At 70.6% G+C, this 18,972-nt stretch carries 18 protein-coding genes and 1 pseudogene; 12 read left to right on the top strand and 7 right to left on the bottom strand.

Annotation, left to right across the window (positions count from 1 at the left end; all coding sequences use genetic code 11):
- Positions 1 to 53: 53 nt before the first annotated feature.
- From CK206_RS16260 to CK206_RS16280, 5 genes are all read right to left on the bottom strand, one after another.
- Complete coding sequence (locus CK206_RS16260; protein WP_096907044.1) at positions 54 to 713, bottom strand: class I SAM-dependent methyltransferase; 660 nt, start codon at positions 711 to 713, stop codon at positions 54 to 56.
- Between the two features lie 24 nt (positions 714 to 737).
- Positions 738 to 1,136 (bottom strand): carboxymuconolactone decarboxylase family protein, encoded by a 399-nt coding sequence (locus CK206_RS16265; protein WP_253702067.1) that lies wholly within the window; start codon positions 1,134 to 1,136, stop codon positions 738 to 740.
- Positions 1,133 to 2,182 carry an NAD(P)-dependent oxidoreductase gene (locus tag CK206_RS16270; protein WP_096907045.1) on the bottom strand — a complete coding sequence of 350 codons (1,050 nt, stop codon included), beginning with the start codon at positions 2,180 to 2,182 and terminating at the stop codon, positions 1,133 to 1,135. The genes CK206_RS16265 and CK206_RS16270 overlap by 4 nt, the downstream gene beginning before the upstream one ends.
- On the bottom strand, positions 2,179 to 2,931 hold the full coding sequence (locus tag CK206_RS16275) for an SDR family oxidoreductase (protein WP_096907046.1): 753 nt from the start codon (positions 2,929 to 2,931) through the stop codon (positions 2,179 to 2,181). Before CK206_RS16275 ends, CK206_RS16270 begins: the two co-directional genes overlap by 4 nt.
- 121 nt (positions 2,932 to 3,052) lie before the next feature.
- Positions 3,053 to 4,528: an aldehyde dehydrogenase gene (locus tag CK206_RS16280; RefSeq protein ID WP_096907047.1), complete on the bottom strand. Its 1,476-nt coding sequence runs from the start codon at positions 4,526 to 4,528 to the stop codon at positions 3,053 to 3,055.
- 89 nt (positions 4,529 to 4,617) lie between these two features.
- On the opposite strand from CK206_RS16280, the gene CK206_RS16285 reads away from it, so the two are divergent.
- The 6 genes from CK206_RS16285 (at position 4,618) to CK206_RS16310 (ending at position 9,426) form a co-directional block, all read left to right on the top strand.
- On the top strand, positions 4,618 to 5,190 hold the full coding sequence (locus tag CK206_RS16285; RefSeq protein ID WP_096907048.1) for a TetR/AcrR family transcriptional regulator: 573 nt from the start codon (positions 4,618 to 4,620) through the stop codon (positions 5,188 to 5,190).
- 8 nt (positions 5,191 to 5,198) lie between these two features.
- The gene (locus CK206_RS16290; RefSeq protein WP_096907049.1) at positions 5,199 to 6,413 is read left to right on the top strand and encodes a cytochrome P450; all 1,215 of its coding nucleotides are present in this window, start codon (positions 5,199 to 5,201) and stop codon (positions 6,411 to 6,413) included.
- A complete protein-coding gene (locus CK206_RS16295) occupies positions 6,413 to 7,207 on the top strand; it encodes an SDR family oxidoreductase (RefSeq protein ID WP_096907050.1) in 795 nt (264 codons plus the stop codon). The genes CK206_RS16290 and CK206_RS16295 overlap by 1 nt, the downstream gene beginning before the upstream one ends.
- A gap of 92 nt (positions 7,208 to 7,299) precedes the next feature.
- Positions 7,300 to 8,598, top strand: coding sequence for a cytochrome P450 (locus CK206_RS16300; protein WP_096907521.1), 1,299 nt, complete (start codon positions 7,300 to 7,302; stop codon positions 8,596 to 8,598).
- Positions 8,598 to 8,849, top strand: a complete 252-nt coding sequence (locus CK206_RS16305; RefSeq protein WP_371606999.1) for a ferredoxin — start codon at positions 8,598 to 8,600, stop codon at positions 8,847 to 8,849. Before CK206_RS16300 ends, CK206_RS16305 begins: the two co-directional genes overlap by 1 nt.
- A gap of 1 nt (position 8,850) precedes the next feature.
- Entirely contained in the window at positions 8,851 to 9,426 is a 576-nt protein-coding gene (locus tag CK206_RS16310) for a hypothetical protein (RefSeq protein ID WP_096907051.1), read from the top strand.
- A gap of 126 nt (positions 9,427 to 9,552) precedes the next feature.
- Here the strand turns inward: CK206_RS16310 and CK206_RS20500 are convergent.
- A pseudogene (locus CK206_RS20500) lies at positions 9,553 to 9,645 on the bottom strand (IS5/IS1182 family transposase); the annotation flags it as partial.
- Here CK206_RS20500 and CK206_RS16315 point away from each other — a divergent pair.
- Genes CK206_RS16315 through CK206_RS16325 form a run of 3 tightly spaced genes read left to right on the top strand, consistent with a single transcriptional unit; the run spans position 9,633 to position 13,277 of the window.
- Positions 9,633 to 10,706, top strand: a complete 1,074-nt coding sequence (locus tag CK206_RS16315) for a hypothetical protein (protein ID WP_254050635.1) — start codon at positions 9,633 to 9,635, stop codon at positions 10,704 to 10,706. The pseudogene CK206_RS20500 and the gene CK206_RS16315 sit on opposite strands and share 13 nt — an antisense overlap.
- A 58-nt stretch (positions 10,707 to 10,764) precedes the next feature.
- Complete coding sequence (locus CK206_RS16320; protein ID WP_096907053.1) at positions 10,765 to 12,405, top strand: AMP-binding protein; 1,641 nt, start codon at positions 10,765 to 10,767, stop codon at positions 12,403 to 12,405.
- Positions 12,402 to 13,277 carry an SDR family NAD(P)-dependent oxidoreductase gene (locus CK206_RS16325; RefSeq protein ID WP_096907054.1) on the top strand — a complete coding sequence of 292 codons (876 nt, stop codon included), beginning with the start codon at positions 12,402 to 12,404 and terminating at the stop codon, positions 13,275 to 13,277. The genes CK206_RS16320 and CK206_RS16325 overlap by 4 nt, the downstream gene beginning before the upstream one ends.
- Positions 13,278 to 13,388: 111 nt before the next feature.
- On the opposite strand, the gene CK206_RS16330 is transcribed toward CK206_RS16325, so the two are convergent.
- Positions 13,389 to 15,125, bottom strand: coding sequence for an AMP-binding protein (locus CK206_RS16330; protein WP_096907055.1), 1,737 nt, complete (start codon positions 15,123 to 15,125; stop codon positions 13,389 to 13,391).
- Between the two features lie 207 nt (positions 15,126 to 15,332).
- On the opposite strand from CK206_RS16330, the gene CK206_RS16335 reads away from it, so the two are divergent.
- Genes CK206_RS16335 through mmsB form a run of 3 tightly spaced genes read left to right on the top strand, consistent with a single transcriptional unit; the run spans position 15,333 to position 18,949 of the window.
- A complete protein-coding gene (locus CK206_RS16335; RefSeq protein WP_096907056.1) occupies positions 15,333 to 16,859 on the top strand; it encodes a CoA-acylating methylmalonate-semialdehyde dehydrogenase in 1,527 nt (508 codons plus the stop codon).
- A 27-nt stretch (positions 16,860 to 16,886) separates the two neighbouring features.
- The gene (locus tag CK206_RS16340; protein ID WP_096907057.1) at positions 16,887 to 18,050 is read left to right on the top strand and encodes an acyl-CoA dehydrogenase family protein; all 1,164 of its coding nucleotides are present in this window, start codon (positions 16,887 to 16,889) and stop codon (positions 18,048 to 18,050) included.
- Between the two features lie 14 nt (positions 18,051 to 18,064).
- Positions 18,065 to 18,949 (top strand): 3-hydroxyisobutyrate dehydrogenase, encoded by an 885-nt coding sequence (mmsB, locus tag CK206_RS16345; protein ID WP_096907523.1) that lies wholly within the window; start codon positions 18,065 to 18,067, stop codon positions 18,947 to 18,949.
- The last annotated feature ends 23 nt before the right edge of the window (positions 18,950 to 18,972 follow it).

Here is an 18,972-nt window from a genome sequence, read left to right on the forward strand (position 1 = left end):
TATCGGGGGAGCGGATCCGGATTCCGGGTAGCGGATGCGGGGCGGTTGGGGGCTCAGGGCATCGGCGCGCCGACCTCGCCGGAGTCGCGGCGCAGCACGCGCAGCGAGTCCACGGCCCGGACCTCGGTGAACTGGCCCGACTCGAGCGCGCGGCAGTAGATCTCGTACGGGGGACGGCCACCGTCCTCCGGGTTCGGGAACACGTCGTGGATGAGCAGCGCCCCGCCGATCTCCACCCACGGGGCCCAGCCCTCGTAGTCGGCCTGCGCCGCCTCGGAGGAGTGGCCTCCGTCGATGAAGACGAACGACGCGGGCCTGCCCCAGACGCGTGCAACCTGGGTCGACGTGCCCACCGCGGCGGTCACCACGTCGTCGAGCCGGGCGTCCCACATGGTGTGGCGGAACGCGCCGAGTGTCTCCAGGCGGCCGGTGTGCGCGTCCACCAGCGAGGTGTCGTGGTACTCCCAGCCGGGCTGGTGCTCCTCGGAACCGCGGTGGTGGTCCACGGTGACGATGCTGCCGCCGGTCACGCGGGCGGCCGCGCCGAGGAACACGGTGGAGCGGCCGCAGTAGGTGCCGATCTCCACGCCCACACCGTCGCCCAGGAACTCGCAGGCGATGTCGTACAAGGTGATGCCCTCCTCCAGCGGCATGAAGCCGGGGGCGGCGAGCGCTACGGCGAGCAGCGCGGGTTCGATCTCGGGTGCGGTCATGGGTTTCAACCTAGCGCCCGCCCCTCAGCCCTCGGCGCGGCGGGCGGCCTTGCGGGCACGCGCCACGTGCGGGCCCACCACGTTGCCGAGTTTGGTCCCGTTGGGCCAACCCGCGTAGTAGCAGAGGAACACCACGATCTCCTCCAGTTCCTCGGGCGTCAGCTCGTCGTTGCCGAGCGCCGCCCCCACCTGGATGTCCGCGATGTCGGTGTTGCCCTGGGCCGTCAGCGCCCCCAGGAGCAGCAACCGGCGATCGCGGTGACTCAGGCCCGGGCGGGACCAGATCCTGCCGAACAGGTGGTCCGCGGTCTCGGCGAAGTAATCACCCGGCCCGTCGGACATCTCGAAGCCGTACACCTCGGTCATCATGGCCAGACCGTGCTCGCGCTCCGGGCTCATCCCGGCGTCCGCGGCGTCGCTCATCGGTTCTCCTCGTCGTCGTCGTCGTGGTCGTCGTCGTGGTCTCGTCCGGTCCCGCCCGCATCGCCGGACACACCGCCCGCCGCACGGACGTCCGCGCAGCGGGCGAGCTCACCCGGCCCGACACCGAACCCGGTGCCCAGGTCGCGCAGCGCGATGGTGCCCAGGGGCAGGTCCACACCCAGCCGGTCGGCCAGTCCCAGGGCGAGGGACAGGTCCTTCTCGCCCAGGCCACGGACGTGGGTGAACACGCCGTGCCAGAAGTCGTCGGCCGCGATCGGCGCGGTGGTGTCCCGCAGCATCACGGCCCCGGCGCCGCCGGTGATGGCGTCGGTGTGGCGGACCACCCGGCCCAGCTTGGTGATGTCGATGCCCGCGGCCTCGGCCAGCCGGGAGGCCTCGGCGGTGGCGGTGAACGAGATGAAGTGCAGGAGGTTGCGGGCCAGTTTCATCCGCGTGCCCGCACCCACTTCCCCGGCGTGCACGGGCATGCCCGCCCACAGCGCGAACACCGGCTTGCACGCCTCGTAGACCTCGCGCGGCGCACCGACCATCACGGCGAGCTGACCCGATTCCGCCCCCTGCGCGCCACCCGACACCGGCGCGTCCACCAGGTGGACCCCGGCGGCCGCACACACCTCGGCCAGCTCAACAGCCGTCGAGTCGGCGATGGTGGAGTGGACCGCGATCACGGTCCCCGGTGCGGCGGTGCGCAGGATCCCCTCGGGTCCGTCGACGACGTCACGCACCTGGGCGTCGTCCAGCACCGTCACCGACACCAGGCGCGCCGTGCGGGCGACCTCGGCGCCGGTGGCGGCGGCGGTGGCGCCCTCGACGACGAACGGCTCGGTCGTCTCCGGGCGCACGTCGCACACCACGAGCCCGCCCGGCCAGGCCAGGAGGCGCTTCGCGATCGGCGCACCCATGTTGCCCAGGCCGATGAACCCGACCGGGGCGGGGGAGTCGCCGGGACCGCCGGGGCCGATCCCGGGTGCGGGGTCCTGTTCGGGGGCCGGGGCCGGGTCGCTCGTGATCGGATGTCCGCTCATGACCGGATGATCTGTCCGCCGTCGACGTTGAAGATCTGCCCGGTGATCCACGACGCCTCGTCCGACAGCAGGAACAGCAGCATCCCCACCAGGTCCTCCGGCTGACCCATGCGCTTGATGGGCAGCTTGTCGACCATCTCCTTGACGATCGACTGCGGGGTCGAGGAGCGGTTGGCCTCGGTGTCGATCGGCCCGGGAGCGATGGCGTTGATGCGGATGTTCGAGCCGCCCAGCTCGGTGGCGAGTTGCTGGGTGAGGCCGTTGACGCCGACCTTGGCCAGGCCGTAGAAGCCCGAGTACAGCCACGCCGCGGTGGAGGACTGGTTGACGATCGCGCCACCGCCGGCGGCGGCCATCTTCTCCCAGCAGGCGCGGACCATGAGCAGCTGACCGTTGAGGTTCACCGACATGAACTTCTCGTAGTAGTCCCACGGCACGGTGATGAGGAAGTCGAGCTTCATGCCGCCGAAGATCGCGGCGTTGTTGACCAGGATGTCCAGGCGGCCGAACTCCTCGACTGCGGCCTCGGCGCAGGCGTTGGCCGAGTCGGGGTCGGAGACGTCCGTGTGCCGGAAGACCGCCCGGCCGCCCGCGGCGACGATGTCCGCGGCGACGCGCTCCCCGTTCTCGGTCGACACGTCGGCGACCACCACGTTCGCGCCCTCGGCCGCGAGGGCCTTGGCGTACTCCTCGCCGATGCCGCCGGCGGCTCCGGTCACGATGGCGGTCCTACCGTCGAAACGTCCCATGTCGTGTGTCTCTTCCTGTCGGCGTGGTGATGCTGGATGGGGTGGTGCTGGTGAGTGGTGTGGGGCCAGGTGCCGGGCCAGTGGTGCCGGGTGCCCGGGCTCTCCGGTGCTGTCCGGGGCCTCAGGCCGGGGTGGCGACGGACTTGATCTCGAGGTACTCCTCGAAGCCCTCGCGGCCCATCTCGCGGCCGATGCCCGACTGCTTGTACCCGCCGAACGGCACGTCGGCGCCGTACCACTGGCCGCCGTTGACGCCGAGGGTGCCGGTGCGGATGCCGGCCACGACCTTCTCGATCCGCTCGGGGTCGGTGCCCCACACGGCTCCGGACAGTCCGTAGGGGGAGTCGTTGGCGATCCGGATCGCATCGGAATCGCCATCGTGGGGGATGACCACCAGGACGGGGCCGAAGATCTCCTCCTGTGCCACCCGCGCCGAGTTGTCGAGACCGGAGATGAGGGTCGGCTCCACCCAGAACCCGCGCTCCATGCCCTCGCCGGTGGGGCGGCCGCCACCGATCTCGATGGTGCCGCCTTCCTGGCGCGCCAGGGCGATGTAACCCTCGATGCGCTCGCGCTGGACGGCGGAGATGACCGGGCCGCAGAAGGCACCCGGGTCGTTGGGGTCCTTCGGGGCGAACGCCGCCATGGCGCCCTTGGCCGCCTCGACCGCCTCGTCGTACCTCTCGCGGGGCACGACGAGGCGGGTGGTCAGTGCGCAGCCCTGTCCGGCGTGCGTACACGCGTTGAGGGCCGTCATGAAGCACGCCGAGTTCAGGTCGGCGTCGTCCAGCACAACGGCGGCGGACTTGCCGCCGAGCTCGAGGAAGACCTTCTTCAGCGTCTCGGCGGCGGCGGCCATGATCTTCTTGCCGGTCGCGGTGGATCCGGTGAAGGAGACCAGGTCGACGCGCGGGTCGGTGGTCAGCTGTTCGCCGAGGCCGTGGTCGGACGACGAGACCACGTTGAGTACGCCGGCGGGGATGTCCGTCTCCTCGGCGGCGATCCGGGCCACGGCCGCGGCGATGAGCGGGGTGTCGGGGGCGGGCTTGAGCACCACGGTGCAGCCGGCGGCCAGCGCGGGGCCGATCTTGGCGAAGTTGATCTGGTTGGGGAAGTTCCACGGGGTGATGGCGCCGACCACGCCGACCGCCTCGCGCCGGGTCGAGCGGTTGGAGCGCACGCCCATGATCTCGGACTCCCCGAGCTCGGTGACCCACTCGTAGGCCTCCACCAGGTCGGCGAGCCAGCCCAGGTCCGCGACGGGCCCCTCCAGCTGGGGGCCGGTCGTGAACATGTGGGGCGCGCCGACCTCGGCGATGGTCAGTGCCCGCAGCTCCTCGATGTGTCCCTGAAGTGCATCGCGGAGCTGGCGCAGGCACCGCGCACGGAACGCGTGGTCCCAGGACCAGTCGGTGGTGTCGAACGCGGTGCGCGCGGCGGCGATGGCCGCGTCCATGTCCTCGCGCCCGGCGTCGGCGGCCCGGCCGATGACCTCCTCGGTGGCCGGGTTGAGGACGTCGAACGTGGCGCCCCCGGTCGCGGGTCGCAGCTCACCGCCGATCAGCAGGGGGGCGGTGTCGGTGATGCTCGTCGTCACTTCGGAGCCTTCCGTCGCGGTGGATCGATCCAGAATGGGTGGACAGCTGTCTAGACGATAGTCCGGACGGTGGTGTACTGTCCAGACACATGTCCAGTGATCTTCGGTTCGAATCGACGCGGCGCAGGCTCAACGGCCAGCAGGCCGAGACCGTCGACCGCCTGACCAGCGCGGCGGTCGAGGTGCTGCGGGAGAAGGGTCCCGGGGGCCTGGCCGTCCGTGCCGTGGCCGCCAGGGCCGGCGTCGCACCGGCGACCGCCTACACGTACTTCTCCTCCAAGGGCCACCTCATCGCGGAGGTGTTCTGGCGCCGTCTGGACGACCACGTGACCGAGGCCGCCGACGGTGGCTCCACCGCAGACCGGGTGGTCGCCGTGTTGCGCGACGTCGCGCTCCTCCTCGCCGACGAACCGGAACTGTCGTCGGCCGTCACCGCCGCCCTGTTGGGCGACGACCCCGAGGTCTCCCACCTGCGGGTCCGGATCGGTGCCGACATCCGGCGTCGCCTCGTGGCGGCGTTGGGGGACCGGAACGACGACGAGGTGGTCCAGGCGCTGGAGATGGTCTACGCCGGGGCACTCGTCCGGGCGGGCATGGGCTACGGCTCCTACTCGGACATGGCAGACGCGATCGAATCCGCAGCACGACTGATCCTGAGGTGACCCCTGAGATGACCACCGCGACGCCCGCTCCGCTCGTGTTCAGCCCGTACGACTACGCGGTGCACGAGGATCCCTACCCGTTCTACGCCCGTCTCCGCGCCGAGGCGCCCGTCTACCACAACCCGGACCTCGACTTCTGGGCGCTGAGCAGGCACGCGGACGTCCGCGAGGCGTTCCGCGCGCCGGACGTGTTCTCCAACGCCATGGGGGTCTCGCTGGACCCCGCCGCGTACGGGCCGCACGCCTACAAGACGATGTCCTTCCTCGCGATGGACGATCCCCGCCACGCCCGCCTGCGCAAACTGGTGAGCAAGGGGTTCACCTCCAGGCGCGTGGACGCCCTGTCCGACGGGATCTCGAGGATCTCGCGGCAGTACTGGGACGAGTGCCTGGCACGGTCCCGAGACGGGGAGACCATCGACTTCGTCGACGACTACGCGGGCAAGCTGCCCATGGACGTCATCTCGGATCTCATGGGCGTACCGGAGGTCGACCGGGCCGAACTGCGTCGGCTGGCCGACCTCGTCATGCACCGCGAGGAGGGCGTGCAGGACGTGCCGGAGGACTCCATGGTGGCCGCGCTCGACCTCATCACCTACTACCAGGGGATGGTCGCCGAGCGTCGTACCGCCCGGACCGAGGACCTCACCTCCGCACTGCTCGATGCCGAGATCGACGGCGAGAAGCTGGACGACGACGAGATCCTGTCCTTCCTGTTCCTCATGGTGGTGGCCGGCAACGAGACCACGACCAAGCTTCTGGCCAACGCCCTGTTCTGGGGCCACGAGTACCCCGGCCAGTCGCGGGCCGTGCTCGACGATCCCGCCCTGGCGCCGGCCTGGGTTGAGGAGACGCTGCGCTTCGACACCTCGAGTCAGATGGTCCTGCGTACCACCACCGAGCCCGCCACGGTCCAGGGTGTCACCATCCCCGCCGACCAGAAGGTCCTGTTGCTCATCGGGTCCGCGAACCGCGACGAGGAGGTCTTCGACCGCGGCGACGCCTTCGATCTCGCGCGGGACACCACGGCGAGCCTGAGTTTCGGTCAGGGACCCCACTTCTGTCTGGGGGCGCACCTCGCCCGGCTCGAGGGCCGCATCGCGCTGGACATGATCGCCCGCACGATCACCGGCTACGAACTGCTCCCCGGGGCCGAGCGCGTCCACTCCTCCAACGTCCGCGGCTTCGCCCATCTGCCCATGCGGGTCGAGGTGGCGCGCTGATGAGCCTGCGGTTCCCGTCCCACCCGGACGCCTCCGAACGTCCAGCCCTGGTCACCGGCGCCTCCTCGGGCATCGGCCGCGCGAGTGCCGAGTCCCTCGCGGCACTCGGGCACCCGGTCGTCGTGGGCGCGCGCCGCGCGGATCGGCTCGACGACCTGGTGCGCACCATCCGCGAGGCCGGGGGCGAGGCCACGGCCCGGGAGGTCGACGTCACCGACGCCGACTCCGTCGCCGGGTTCGTCGCCGCGGCTGCCGATGCGTACGGCCCCGCAGAGGTGCTGGTCTCCAGCGCGGGGAGCCTGAAGATGGCGCGGGTCTGGGAGATGGACCCGGACGACTTCGCCGCCCAAATCGACATCCACCTGCTCGCCGTCCACCGCCTGCTGCACGCGGTACTGCCCGGCATGATCGACCGCCGCCGCGGGGACGTCGTGCTCATCGGCTCCGACGTGGCCTACACGGCCCGGCCGCGCTCCGGCGCGTACGTGGCGGCCAAGGCCGGACTGGAGACCATGGCCAAGCAGGCCCGCCGGGAGCTCGAGGGCACCGGGGTGCGGCTCGGCGTGGTCCGGCCCGGTCCGGTGATGACCGAGATGGGCACGGACTTCGACCAGGACACGGCCGAGGCCGTCATCAACGAATGGGTGAGGCACGGATTCGGTCGTCATCCCCGGATGTGCAAACCCGCCGACCTCGCGCGCGGGGTCACCGCCATGGTGTCCATGCCCCGCGGCGCCCAGATCACCGAGCTGGAGATCCAGCCGGAGGCCCCCATCGAGGAGGACTACTCGTGACCAGCATCGACAGTTCCACAGACGAGCCCACCGACTTCTCGGGCCTGGACGAGCCGCAGCGCGTGTCCGGCGGAGAGGGCGAACTCGGCCACATGGACGAGCTACGCACCGACCCGATCAGCCTGTTCTGGCGGGTCCGACAGGAGTGCGGCGACCTGGGCGTGTTCCGGATCGCCGACCGCGACATCTGCCTGGCCTCGGGTGCCGCCGCGAACGAGGCGTTCTTCCGGGCGCCCGACGAGGCGCTGGACCAGGCGGCCGCCTACCCCTTCATGACCCCGGTGTTCGGTGAGGGCGTCGTCTTCGACGCCAGCCCCGAGCGCCGCTCGGAGATGCTCCACAACACCGCGCTGCGCGGTGACCACATGCGCCAGCACGCCGTCACCATCCCGCACGAGGTCCAGCGCATGGTGGCCGAGTGGGGCGACGAGGGCGAGATCGACCTGCTCGAGTGGTTCTCCGAACTCACCATCTACACCTCGTCGGCGTGCCTCATCGGCCCCAAGTTCCGCGAGCAGCTCGATTCCCGGTTCGCCCACCTGTACCACGACCTGGAACAGGGGACCGACCCCCACGCCTACATCGACGCCTACGCCGACATCCCCGCGTTCCGCAAGCGTGACGAGGCCCGCGCCGGGCTGGTCGAGCTCGTCTCCGCGATCATGGACGACCGCGTCGCCAACCCGCCCGCCGACAAGGAGGACCGGGACCTGCTCGACGTGCTGGTCTCGGTGAAGAACGACGACGGCACGCACCGGTTCACCCCGGACGAGGTCACCGGCATCTTCATCTCGATGATGTTCGCCGGGCACCACACGACCTCGGGGACGAGCGCCTGGATGCTCATCGAACTGCTCAAGCATCCCGAGTACCTCTCGCAGGTCGTGGCGGAACTCGACGAGGTGTACGCGGACGGGGCCGAGTACAGCTTCGGCGCACTGCGCCAGATGCCCAAGGTGGAGAACGCCCTCAAGGAGACGCTGCGGCTCCACCCGCCGCTCATCATCCTCATGCGCGTCGCCCAGGAGGACGTGCGGATCGGGGACTACGTCGTCCACGCCGGCCAGACCGTCGCCGCCTCGCCGGCGGTGTCCAACCGGCTGCCGGAGGACTTTCCCGACGCGGACGCGTTCGACCCGGACCGGTACGCGGAACCGCGGCAGGAGGACATCGTCAACCGCTGGACCTGGATCCCCTTCGGCGCCGGCAGGCACCGCTGCGTGGGCGCGGCGTTCGCCCAGCTGCAGATCAAGGCCATCTTCTCGGTCCTGTTGCGGGAGTTCGAGTTCGAGCTCGCCCAGCCGGCGGAGAGCTACCACAACGACCACTCGAAGATGGTCGTCCAGCTGGCCCAGCCGTGCACCGTCCGCTACCGGAGGAGGCGGCGCTGATGGGCGGGGAGTCGCCGATGCGGGTCGAGGTCGACTTCGACCTGTGCCAGGCCCACGCCGAGTGTCAGGCCGAGGCGCCCGAATGGTTCACGGTGCCCAAGGGGCCCGAGGCGAAGGTACGGGCCAAGCGGGGCCGGATACCCGACAGCCAACTCGAGGCCGTCAAGGCCGCCGTCAAGTACTGCCCGACACAGGCACTGCGCCTGGTCGACACCCCAGACCCCACGCAAGAGAGCCCCAGGAGTGAGTGACGTGACCCGATACGACCGCGCCGAGATCGCCGAGTTCGTGGAGCGCTGGATCGAGGCCAACGCGGAGTGCGAGCGGAACAAGGACTGGACGCCGCTGGCCGACTTCTACGCCGAGGACGCCACCTACGGGTGGAACTACGGCACCAAGGACGACTTCATGGCGGTCGGCCGGGACGAGATCCGCGACATCGCGCTCGGGCAGGAGATGGCCGGACTCGACGGCTGGGAGTACCCGTACATCCGCACGATCATCGACCCGGAGACCGGGGACGTGTTGTGCCTGTGGAAGCAGATCGCGCGCGACACGGTCGACCCCAAGACGGGCGAGCCGTACGAGGTCCACGGTCTGGGCGGATCGTGGTTCCTCTACAACGGGAACCAGCAGTGGGCGTGGCACCGCGACTTCTTCGACTTCGGCAACGTCGTCGACCTGTTCATGCGCATGTACGAGGCCGACGCACTCACCGATTCCATGAAGCAGCGGTTCGAGGCGGCCGGCGACAAGCCGGCGGGGTGGTACCGCATCGAGGACAGCCCGGCCCCGCTGTGGCCGGTCTCCTCCCCGGAGGAGGTCTGAGTCCCGTGAGCATCTCCCCGCCGCCCGATCCCCTGGACGCCCTCGACCACGCCACGCTCGCCCGGCTCCTGCCCGACCTGCTGCTCATCGGCCAGCTCATCGACCGGGCCGGCATGCCGGCCCTGCTCGGCGAGTTCGGCGTCGACGGCATGAGGGACGTGGCGATCGAGGAGTGGCAGGCCGCCAGTCCCCACTACGCCCGCCGCATGAAGGACGCACTGTCGATCACCGGCGACGGGGTCGCCGAGATCTTCAAGGGCTTCCAACTGGACGTCGGCGCCCCGCCGGAGTTCATGGACTTCCGGTACTCGGTGACCGACCACGACAACGGTGAGTTCTGGCTGGACCACTGCGGCGCCCTCATGGACGTCGAGCCGATGGGGGACCGGCTGGTCACCACCATGTGCCACGACATCGAGGACCCCACCTTTCCCGCCACCGCGCTGGCCACCAACCCGCTCGCGGTCGTCGAACCCATCCACCGCCCGCCCCGCGCCCCGGAGGGCCGCACCCCGCACTGCCACTGGCGGGTGCGGATCGACCCGGACGGCGAGCCGTTCCCGGTGCCCGGACCCGCGCTCGAGTCCGCGTCCAGCCGGATCATCGGCTTCCGGTTCGACCCCCCGGCGCCCCGGGACACCGCCGGCGAGGGCCCGCGCGACGACTACGCGGGACCACTGCTGACCGACCTGGTCTTCACCGAGTTCACCTCCGCCGCACTCATCCGGATCACCCGCGAGGTCTATCTCCAGATGCACCTGCTCGCCGTCGGTTTCCACCAGTCGGTGCGGCGTCGGTCGGACACCGAGACCGCCGACCGGCTCCTCGCCTATCAGGCCACCGGCATCGCCGGTGTCGCGGCGGGACGGATCCGCGAGGTCCTGGGCGTGGGCCCCGACACGCTCGGCCTCGCCACCGTGCTCGATCTGCACCCGATGGCGGGGCCGACCGCCTACACCGGCTACTCATCGGAGGTGTCCGCGGACGGTACCGAGCTGAAAGTCCGCTGGGACACCGCCGCCGACGGGTTCGCCGACGACACCTGGCTCCCGCTGCTCGCCCGCGACGGACTCCGGCCCCTCGCCGCCGCCGCGCAGGCCGTCGACCCGCACTGGACCGTGGAGCGAGTCCCGACGGACGGCTCGCACGTGGAGGCGGTCCTGCGGTTGGGCGACGAGCCGGCCACGGAGGGCGAGGAGGTCGCCGTCACCCGCATCAGCACCGGCGCGGCGTTCACCTTCGGACCCACCCGCACCCCGCTCCCCATCACCCCCGTCTGAACCGACCCCACCCGACGAGTCCGCTCCACCCGAGTAGCCCGCCCCGGAGGACCCCGCAATGGCACACACCCTGGCAGATCTCTTCGAGCACGCGGTCGACGCGTACGGACGCGACCGGCTCGCGGTGGTGGAGGACGACCGCCGGCTCACGTACGCGGACCTGGAGGCCGAGGCCAATCGGTGGGCGGACGGGCTGGCCTCCCGGGGGGTGGGTCCCGGCGATCACGTGGCGATCCACCTGCGCAACGGGGTGGACTGCATCGCGCTGTTCCTCGGCGTCCTCAAGCTCCGCGCCGTGGCCGTCAGCATCAACTACCGCTACGCGGGATCCGAGCTGGGGTACCTGTACGACTACTCCGACTCCTGCGCCCTGGTCTTCCATCGCGAGTTCACCCCGGCGGTGGCGGGTGCGGTCGGGGACGCGGAGCGGCTGCGTCACCTCATCGTGGTCGAGGACGGATCCGGGGCGGGGGAGCTGCCGTCCGGCACGCTCGACGCCCGGGAGCTCCTCGCCGCGGCCTCGCCGGACCGGGCACCGGCTGAACGCAGTGCGGACGACCTGTTCCTCGTCTTCACGGGCGGTACCACCGGCAAGCCGAAGGGCGTGATGTGGCGGCAGGAGGACCTGTGGCGCAGCCTCGGCGGCGGCAGTGATTACTACACCGGGGAGCCGGTGCCCGACGAGTACCACCAGTCCCGTGCCGGACTGGGCGGGGACCCCGCACGCTATCTCGTGCTGCTCCCGCTCATCCACACCTCCGGGCTCATGCCCTCGTTCACCGCGCTGTTCTCCGGGGGCACGTGCCACTACCTGCCGCACTTCCGGGCGGACGACGTGCTCGAGGAGATCGAGAGCGAGAAGATCCAGATCGTCGTCCTCGCCGGCGACGCCATGGTGCGGCCGATGCTCGAACGGATGCGCAACACCGGTGCCGACACCTCGAGCGTGTTCATGGTCAGCTCCGGTGCGGCCTTGTTCTCGCCGTCGGTCAAGGCCGAACTCTTCGAGCTACGCCCCGATCTCATGATCATGGACGCGTTCGGGTCGTCCGAGAGCGGCTTCGGCGGCCTGGGAGTCGTGACGAGGGCGAACGTCGACGACGGGTCCCTGTTCGCAGACCACGGCCCCCGCATCCCCCGGGGCAGCGGCCTGCAACTGGTGGACGACTTCGACGAGCCGCTGCCCGACGACTCCACCGAGATCGGCTGGATCGTCAAGGCCGGCTACCAGCCCAGTGGCTACTACAAGGACGCCGCCAAGTCGGCGGAGACGTTCCGCGAGATCGCCGGGACCCGGCGGGTCTTCACCGGCGATCGCGGCAGGTACGACGGCCCGGACACGATCATCATGCTCGGCCGGGGCAGCCAGGTGATCAACTCCGGTGGCGAGAAGATCTTCGCCGAGGAGGTCGAGTCGGCGCTCAAGGCCGCCGAGGGCGTGCAGGACGCCGTGGCGCTGGGCGTGCCCGACGAGCGGTTCGGCCACCGGGTCGGGGCGGTGCTCCAGTGGGATGACGGCCACACCGGGGATTTCGCAGCCCTGGAGGAGGCGCTGCGCGCGACCCTGGCAGGGTTCAAGATCCCGGTCGCGTTCTGGGTCGTCGACAAGGTGGAGCGGCACCCCAGCAGCAAGACGGACTACGGGTGGGCCAAGCGGACCCTCGCCGCCCGTGGACCAGACCACGACCGCCGGCAGTGACCGCGCTCCACCTGGGCGGGCGGGCGTACGCCGTCACCGGATCCTCTCGCGGGATCGGGGCCGCGGTGGCCGAGGACCTGGCGGCCCGCGGCGCCGACGTCGTGCTCAACGGCCGGGATCCACGGGCGCTGGCCGAGCAGGTCGACGACCTCGCGGCACGGTCGACCGGCCGGATCCGCGGCGTCGCCGGGTCGGCGCACGAGCCCGCCGTCGCCGAGGAGCTGCTCGCCCGGGCGAGGGAGGGGGACTCGGTCGTGGGCGGGCTCATCACGTGCGCCGGGGTGCCCGAACCGGCGGGGTCGTCGATGCTCACGGTGTCCCACGCCGACTTCGCCGACCTCATCGACGCCCACCTGGGCACCGTGTTCGCCCCGTGTCGCGTCTTCGCGCCACACCTGGTGAAGGCGGGAACGGGTGCGATCGTCACCACGTCGTCGTTCGCCTGGAAGGGCGACTACGGCGGGACCGGCTACCCGGCCGGCAAGGGCGCCGTCACCTCACTCACCATGGCGATCGCGGCGGAACTGGCCGAGCACGGGGTCCGGGCGAACGTCGTGTGCCCCGGCGCGCGCACCCGTCTGTCCAGTGGTGAGGCCTACGAGGAGCAGATCCGGGACCTGGGGCGCCGGGGAATGCTCGACGAGCTGAGTGTGGCCGGGGCACTGGACCCAGCGGGCCCGGAGTACGTCGCACCCCTCTACACCTATCTCGTCTCCGACCTCTCCGCGGGGATCACCGGGGGAGTCTTCGCCGGATCAGGCGGCTTCGTCGGACGATTCCCCACGCCGGAGGCGCAGATCCTGGCGTACCGCGATTCCCACTCGCATGCGCCGTGGACGCCCGAGGAGATCGACGGCTTCCTCCGGACGTGAGCCGCCTCGGGACCCGCGTCGCGTGGCGGCCGCGCGCGGACCGCGCACCGGACGGGGACGACCACCTCGTCGTCGTCGCCCGTCCTCGCACGCCCCGGACGGCGTCCACCGTCAGCGCAGTGCGTCCTCGCGGAACTCACCGGGGAAGTCCACCGACGGACCGTTGTCGACCTCGCCGCGGCGCAGCTCCACCCGCCTGATCTTGCCGGAGATTGTCTTGGGCAGGTCGGTGAACTGCAGGCGCCGGACCCGCTTGTAGCCGGCCAGGTGGGTGCGCGAGTACTCGAAGATCTCGCGCGCCGTGGCCTCGGTGGGCTCCCAGCCGCCGGCCAGGACGACGAAGGCCTTGGGCACGCTCAGCCGCACCGGGTCAGGGGAGGGGACGACGGCGGCCTCGGCGACGGCCGGGTGCTCGAGCAGCACCGATTCCAGCTCGAACGGCGAGATCCGGTAGTCGGAGGACTTGAACACGTCGTCGGTGCGCCCGACGTAGGTGATGTAGCCCTCCGCGTCGCGGGACCCCACGTCGCCGGTGTGGTAGAAGCCGTCCGCGTAGGCGGCGTCGGTGCGCTCGGCATCACCGTGGTAACCGACCATCAGTCCCAGCGGGCGGGGATCGAGGCGCAGGCAGATCTCGCCCTCCGCGCCGTCGCCGGCGAGCTCCCGACCGGTGGCCGGGTCGACCAGCACCACGTCGAAGCCGGGGCACGGGCGGCCCATCGAGCCGTCCTTGATGGGCTGGCCCGGGGTGTTGGCGATCTGCACGGTGGTCTCGGTCTGGCCGAACCCGTCGCGGATCGTCACCCCCCACGCGTCCCGGACCCGGCCGATGACCTCGGGGTTGAGCGGCTCGCCCGCGCCCACCGCCAGGCGGGGCGGGACCTGCAGCTGGGTCAGGTCGGCCTGGATGAGCATCCGCCACACGGTCGGGGGGCAGCACAGGCTCGTCACGCCGCAGCGGTCCATCTCGCGCATCATCGCCGCGGCGTCGAAGCGCGAGTAGTTGTAGATGAACACGCACGACCCCGCGATCCACGGGGTGAAGACGTTCGACCAGGCGTGCTTGGCCCAGCCGGGGGAGGAGACGTTGAGGTGGACGTCGCCGGGCTGGAGGCCGATCCAGTACATGGTCGACAGGTGACCCGCCGGGTAGGAGGCGTGCGTGTGCTCGACGAGCTTGGGCTTGCTGGTGGTGCCGGAGGTGAAGTACGGGAGCAGGGTGTCGTCGGCGTGGGTGGTGTGGGTCGGTTCGAAGTCGGGGGAGGCGTCCATCGCTCCGGCCAGGTCGGTCCAGCCCGCCGGCGTGCCGCCCCGCTCGTCCCCGCCGACCGAGATGCGCTGGTAGTCGCCGGAGATGTCGGCGAACCGTTCGGCCAGCTCGCCGCGCGCGATGACGTGCTTGATGCCGCCGCGCGCGATGCGGTCCCGCAGGTCGCCCTCGGCGAGCAGCGTGGTGGCGGGGATGACCACGGCACCGAGCTTGATCACCGCCAGCATGACGTCCCACAGCTCCACCTGGTTGGCCAGCATGAGCAGGATGCGGTCGCCGGGCTCGACGCCCCGCTCACGCAGCCAGTTGGCCGTCCGGTCGGACCGGACCCGCATCTCCTCGAACGAGTACTTGGCCTCGGTGGGGGCGCCGCCGCCGTCGTTCTCCTCGACGATCCACAGGGCGGGGTCGTCGTTCCCCTCGGCCTGGACGTCGAACCAGTTCAGTGCCCAGTTCCACTCGTCGAGCTCGGGCCAGGCGAATCCGTCCCGCGCGGCGTCGTAGTCCAGCGCGTGTGCCTGGAGGAAGTCGCGGGCGGCGCGGAACCGGACGGTGGCCTCGGTGGGCAGCGGGGGCATGGATGCTCCTGTCGACGGAACGTATGAGTGAGTCAGCTCACAGTAGGGCTGCCGCGAGGGCTGGCGGTACACCCGAAAGGGGAGGGTCCGGGGTCGACCGGGGCCCGGCTATGGATTACTAGGAGTTGCAAGTATATGGTGATGGGCATCACGGGACAGGGGTGAGCGGGCTCAGACGCGCGCCGCCCCACTGAGGAAGGGACGTCCATGTCGGATCTCAGGCAGGTCGAGCACTACATCAACGGCGCGCGGGTCGCGGCCACCGGGGGGCGGAGCCAGGAAGTGCTCAACCCCAGCACGGGCAAGGCGCAGGCGGTCGTACCGCTGGCCACCACGGCCGAGGTCGATGACGTCATCGCCAAGGCCGCCGCCGCGCAGAAGGCGTGGGCCGCGCAGAACCCGCAGAAGCGCGCCCGCGTGCTCATGCGGTTCGTGGACCTGGTCAACCAGAACATGGACGAGCTGGCAGAACTGCTCGCGATCGAGCACGGCAAGACCACGCCGGACGCCAAGGGTGACATCCAGCGCGGCCTCGAGGTCGTCGAGTTCGCGATCGGCATCCCCCACCTGCTCAAGGGCGAGTTCACCGAGAACGCGGGCACCGGAGTGGACGTCTACTCCATGCGCCAGCCGCTGGGCGTCGTCGCCGGCATCACCCCGTTCAACTTCCCGGCCATGATCCCGCTGTGGAAGGCCGGCCCGGCCATCGCCTGTGGCAACGCGTTCGTCCTCAAGCCCTCCGAGCGGGATCCCTCCGTGCCGGTGCGCCTGGCCGAGCTGTTCACCGAGGCGGGCCTGCCGGACGGCATCTTCCAGGTCGTGCACGGCGACAAGGAGGCCGTGGACGCGATCCTCAACAACGACACGATCCAGGCGGTCGGCTTCGTCGGCTCCACCCCGATCGCGCAGTACATCTACTCCAGCGCCGCCCGCACCGGCAAGCGCGCCCAGTGCTTCGGCGGCGCCAAGAACCACGCGATCATCATGCCGGACGCCGACATGGACCAGGTCGCGGACGCCCTGGTCGGAGCCGGTTTCGGTTCGGCCGGCGAGCGCTGCATGGCCATCTCCGTGGCCGTCCCCGTCGGCGAGGGCACGGCCGAGGCGCTCCTCGAGAAGCTGCTGCCCAAGGTCAAGGACCTCAAGGTCGGTCACAGCCACGATCCGCAGTCGGACTACGGCCCGCTGGTGACCCCCGAGTCCAAGGCCCGGGTCCTCGACTACATCGATCAGGGCGAGAAGGCCGGCGCCGAGCTCCTCGTCGACGGTCGCGGTGTGGGTGCCTACACCGGCGAGTTCAACGGTGAGGACATCTCCGAGGGCTACTACGTGGGCCCGACGCTCATGGACAAGGTGACACCGGACATGAGCGTCTACACCGACGAGATCTTCGGCCCCGTCCTCGTGGTGGTCCACGCCAAGGACTTCGAGGAGGCCCTCGCCCTGCCCAACGACCACGAGTACGGCAACGGCGTGGCGATCTTCACCCGCGACGGCGACGCCGCCCGCGAGTTCGTCTCCCGCGTCGAGGTCGGCATGGTCGGCGTCAACGTGCCGATCCCGGTCCCGATCGCGTACCACACCTTCGGTGGCTGGAAGAAGTCCGGATTCGGCGACCTCAACCAGCACGGCCCCGAGTCGATCAAGTTCTACTCCAAGGTCAAGACCGTCACGCAGCGCTGGCCGTCGGGCATCAAGGACGGGGCCGACTTCAACATCCCCACGATGGACTGACCGGCTCGCCCCAGGAGAGGAACACCCATGTTCACCCTTGATGACGACGACAAGGTCATCGTCGACACCGCACGCGACTTCTCGGACAAGCGGATCGGTCCCAGGGCGCAGGAGTGGGACGAGACCCACCACTTCCCCAAGGACGTCCTCCGCGAGGCTGCCGGGATGGGCATGGGCGCGATCTATGTCTCCGAGGAGGTCGGGGGCAGCGGGATGCGTCGACTGGACGGCGTGCGGATCTTCGAGCAGCTCGCCCGCGGGTGCCCGTCGGTGGCGGCGTACCTGTCCATCCACAACATGTGCGTGTGGATGGTCGACGAGTTCGGCACCGACGAGCAGCGCCGGCAGTGGATCCCCGAGCTGGCCTCGCTCGAGAAGTTCGCCAGCTACTGCCTCACCGAGCCGGGCGCCGGATCGGACGCGGCGGCGCTGCGCACCAAGGCGGTCCGCGACGGCGACCACTACGTGCTCACCGGCACGAAGCAGTTCATCTCCGGCGGCGGCCAGTCGGACGTCTACCTGGTGATGGCGCGGACCGGGGACGCCGGGGCCAAGGGCATCTCGGCGTTCCTGGTCCCGGCCGACTCGGACGGGCTGAGCTTCGGCCCCGACGAGCGGAAGATGGGCTGGAACGCCCAGCCGACGGCGCAGGTGATCATGGAAGGCGTCCGGGTTCCGGCCGCGAACCTCATCGGCGGCGCGGACTCCGGCGGGGAGGGGCTCGGCTTCACCATCGCGATGCGCGGACTCAACGGCGGGCGCATCAACATCGCCGCCTGCTCGCTGGGCGGGGCCCAGGAGGCGTACTCGCGGGCCGTGGCCCACGTGCGGGACCGCGAGGCGTTCGGCGGTGCGCTCATCGACGAGCCGACCATCCGGTTCACCCTGGCCGAGATGGCCACCGAGCTGGAGGCCAGTCGGCTCCTGCTGTGGCGCGCCGCCGCCGCGTTGGATGCCAAGGAGCCGGACCACGTCGAGCTGTGTGCCATGGCGAAGCTGTTCGTCACCGACCGGTGCTTCGACATCGCCGATCGATCGCTGCAGCTGTTCGGCGGCTACGGGTATCTATCCGAATACGGAATCGAGAAGATCGTGCGGGATCTGCGGGTGCACCGCATCCTTGAGGGCACGAACGAGATCATGCGCGTCGTCGTCGGCAGGGCCGTCGCCGCGCGCGGACTGGGAGCGTAGGAATGACCAACGAACTGCCGACCGTCGCTTTCCTCGGCCTGGGCAACATGGGCGGTCCCATGGCGGCCAACCTCGTCGGTGCCGGCCACGGGGTCCGCGGTTTCGACCCGGTCTCCGCCGCGCAGGAAGCCGCGCGTTCGGCCGGCGTCACCGTGTGCGAGACGCCGGCCGAGGCGGTCCGTGGTGCCGCGGTCGTCATCACGATGCTCCCCAACGGCGCGCTGGTCACCTCGACCTACGACGACGTCCTGGGTGAGGCGGAGGCCGGAACGCTGTTCATCGACTCGTCCACCATCTCGGTCGACGACGCCCGGGCGGTGCACGCCAAGGCCGTCGAGGCGGGGATGCTCCAGGTGGACGCCCCCGTCTCCGGCGGTGTCAAGGGCGCGACCGCGGGGACGCTGGCGTTCATGGTGGGCGGGGAGGACGAGGCGTTCGCCGCGGCGCAGCCGGTCCTCGAGCCCATGGCGGGCAAGGTCATCCACTGCGGCGCCGCGGGGGCCGGCCAGGCCGCCAAGGTCTGCAACAACATGGTCCTGGCCGTCCACCAGATCGCGATCGGCGAGGCGTTCGTGCTCGCGGAGCGGCTGGGGCTCGAGCACCAGGCCCTGTACGACGTCGTCACCGGGGCGACCGGCAACAGCTGGGCCCTGCACACCAACTGCCCCGTGCCCGGCCCGGTGCCCACCTCCCCGGCGAACAACGACTTCACGCCCGGCTTCGCCACGGCCCTGATGAACAAGGATCTGGGACTGGCCCTGGCCGCGCTGGAGAGCACCGGTACGGTCGCGCCGCTCGGTGCGGCGGCCGCAGCCCTGTACGACGAGTTCGCGCAGGACAACGGTGGCAAGGACTTCAGCGCCATCATCACCAGCATCCGCGATTCCGCGGGGAGCTGACCGTCTCCACTCTCGGGAGCTGA

Source organism: Dietzia sp. WMMA184, from assembly GCF_002441635.1.
Taxonomy (GTDB): Bacteria; Actinomycetota; Actinomycetes; order Mycobacteriales; family Mycobacteriaceae; genus Dietzia; species Dietzia kunjamensis.

Excerpts from the sequence above, each read along its gene's own strand:
- CK206_RS16260 (WP_096907044.1), bottom strand. The coding sequence starts at position 713 with ATGACCGCACCCGAGATCGAACCCGCGCTGCTCGCCGTAGCGCTCGCC.
- CK206_RS16265 (WP_253702067.1), bottom strand. The coding sequence starts at position 1,136 with ATGAGCGACGCCGCGGACGCCGGGATGAGCCCGGAGCGCGAGCACGGT.
- CK206_RS16270 (WP_096907045.1), bottom strand. The coding sequence starts at position 2,182 with ATGAGCGGACATCCGATCACGAGCGACCCGGCCCCGGCCCCCGAACAG.
- CK206_RS16275 (WP_096907046.1), bottom strand. The coding sequence starts at position 2,931 with ATGGGACGTTTCGACGGTAGGACCGCCATCGTGACCGGAGCCGCCGGC.
- CK206_RS16285 (WP_096907048.1), top strand. The coding sequence starts at position 4,618 with ATGTCCAGTGATCTTCGGTTCGAATCGACGCGGCGCAGGCTCAACGGC.
- CK206_RS16290 (WP_096907049.1), top strand. The coding sequence starts at position 5,199 with ATGACCACCGCGACGCCCGCTCCGCTCGTGTTCAGCCCGTACGACTAC.
- CK206_RS16295 (WP_096907050.1), top strand. The coding sequence starts at position 6,413 with ATGAGCCTGCGGTTCCCGTCCCACCCGGACGCCTCCGAACGTCCAGCC.
- CK206_RS16300 (WP_096907521.1), top strand. The coding sequence starts at position 7,300 with ATGGACGAGCTACGCACCGACCCGATCAGCCTGTTCTGGCGGGTCCGA.
- CK206_RS16305 (WP_371606999.1), top strand. The coding sequence starts at position 8,598 with ATGGGCGGGGAGTCGCCGATGCGGGTCGAGGTCGACTTCGACCTGTGC.
- CK206_RS16315 (WP_254050635.1), top strand. The coding sequence starts at position 9,633 with ATGAAGGACGCACTGTCGATCACCGGCGACGGGGTCGCCGAGATCTTC.
- CK206_RS16320 (WP_096907053.1), top strand. The coding sequence starts at position 10,765 with ATGGCACACACCCTGGCAGATCTCTTCGAGCACGCGGTCGACGCGTAC.
- CK206_RS16330 (WP_096907055.1), bottom strand. The coding sequence starts at position 15,125 with ATGCCCCCGCTGCCCACCGAGGCCACCGTCCGGTTCCGCGCCGCCCGC.
- CK206_RS16335 (WP_096907056.1), top strand. The coding sequence starts at position 15,333 with ATGTCGGATCTCAGGCAGGTCGAGCACTACATCAACGGCGCGCGGGTC.
- CK206_RS16340 (WP_096907057.1), top strand. The coding sequence starts at position 16,887 with ATGTTCACCCTTGATGACGACGACAAGGTCATCGTCGACACCGCACGC.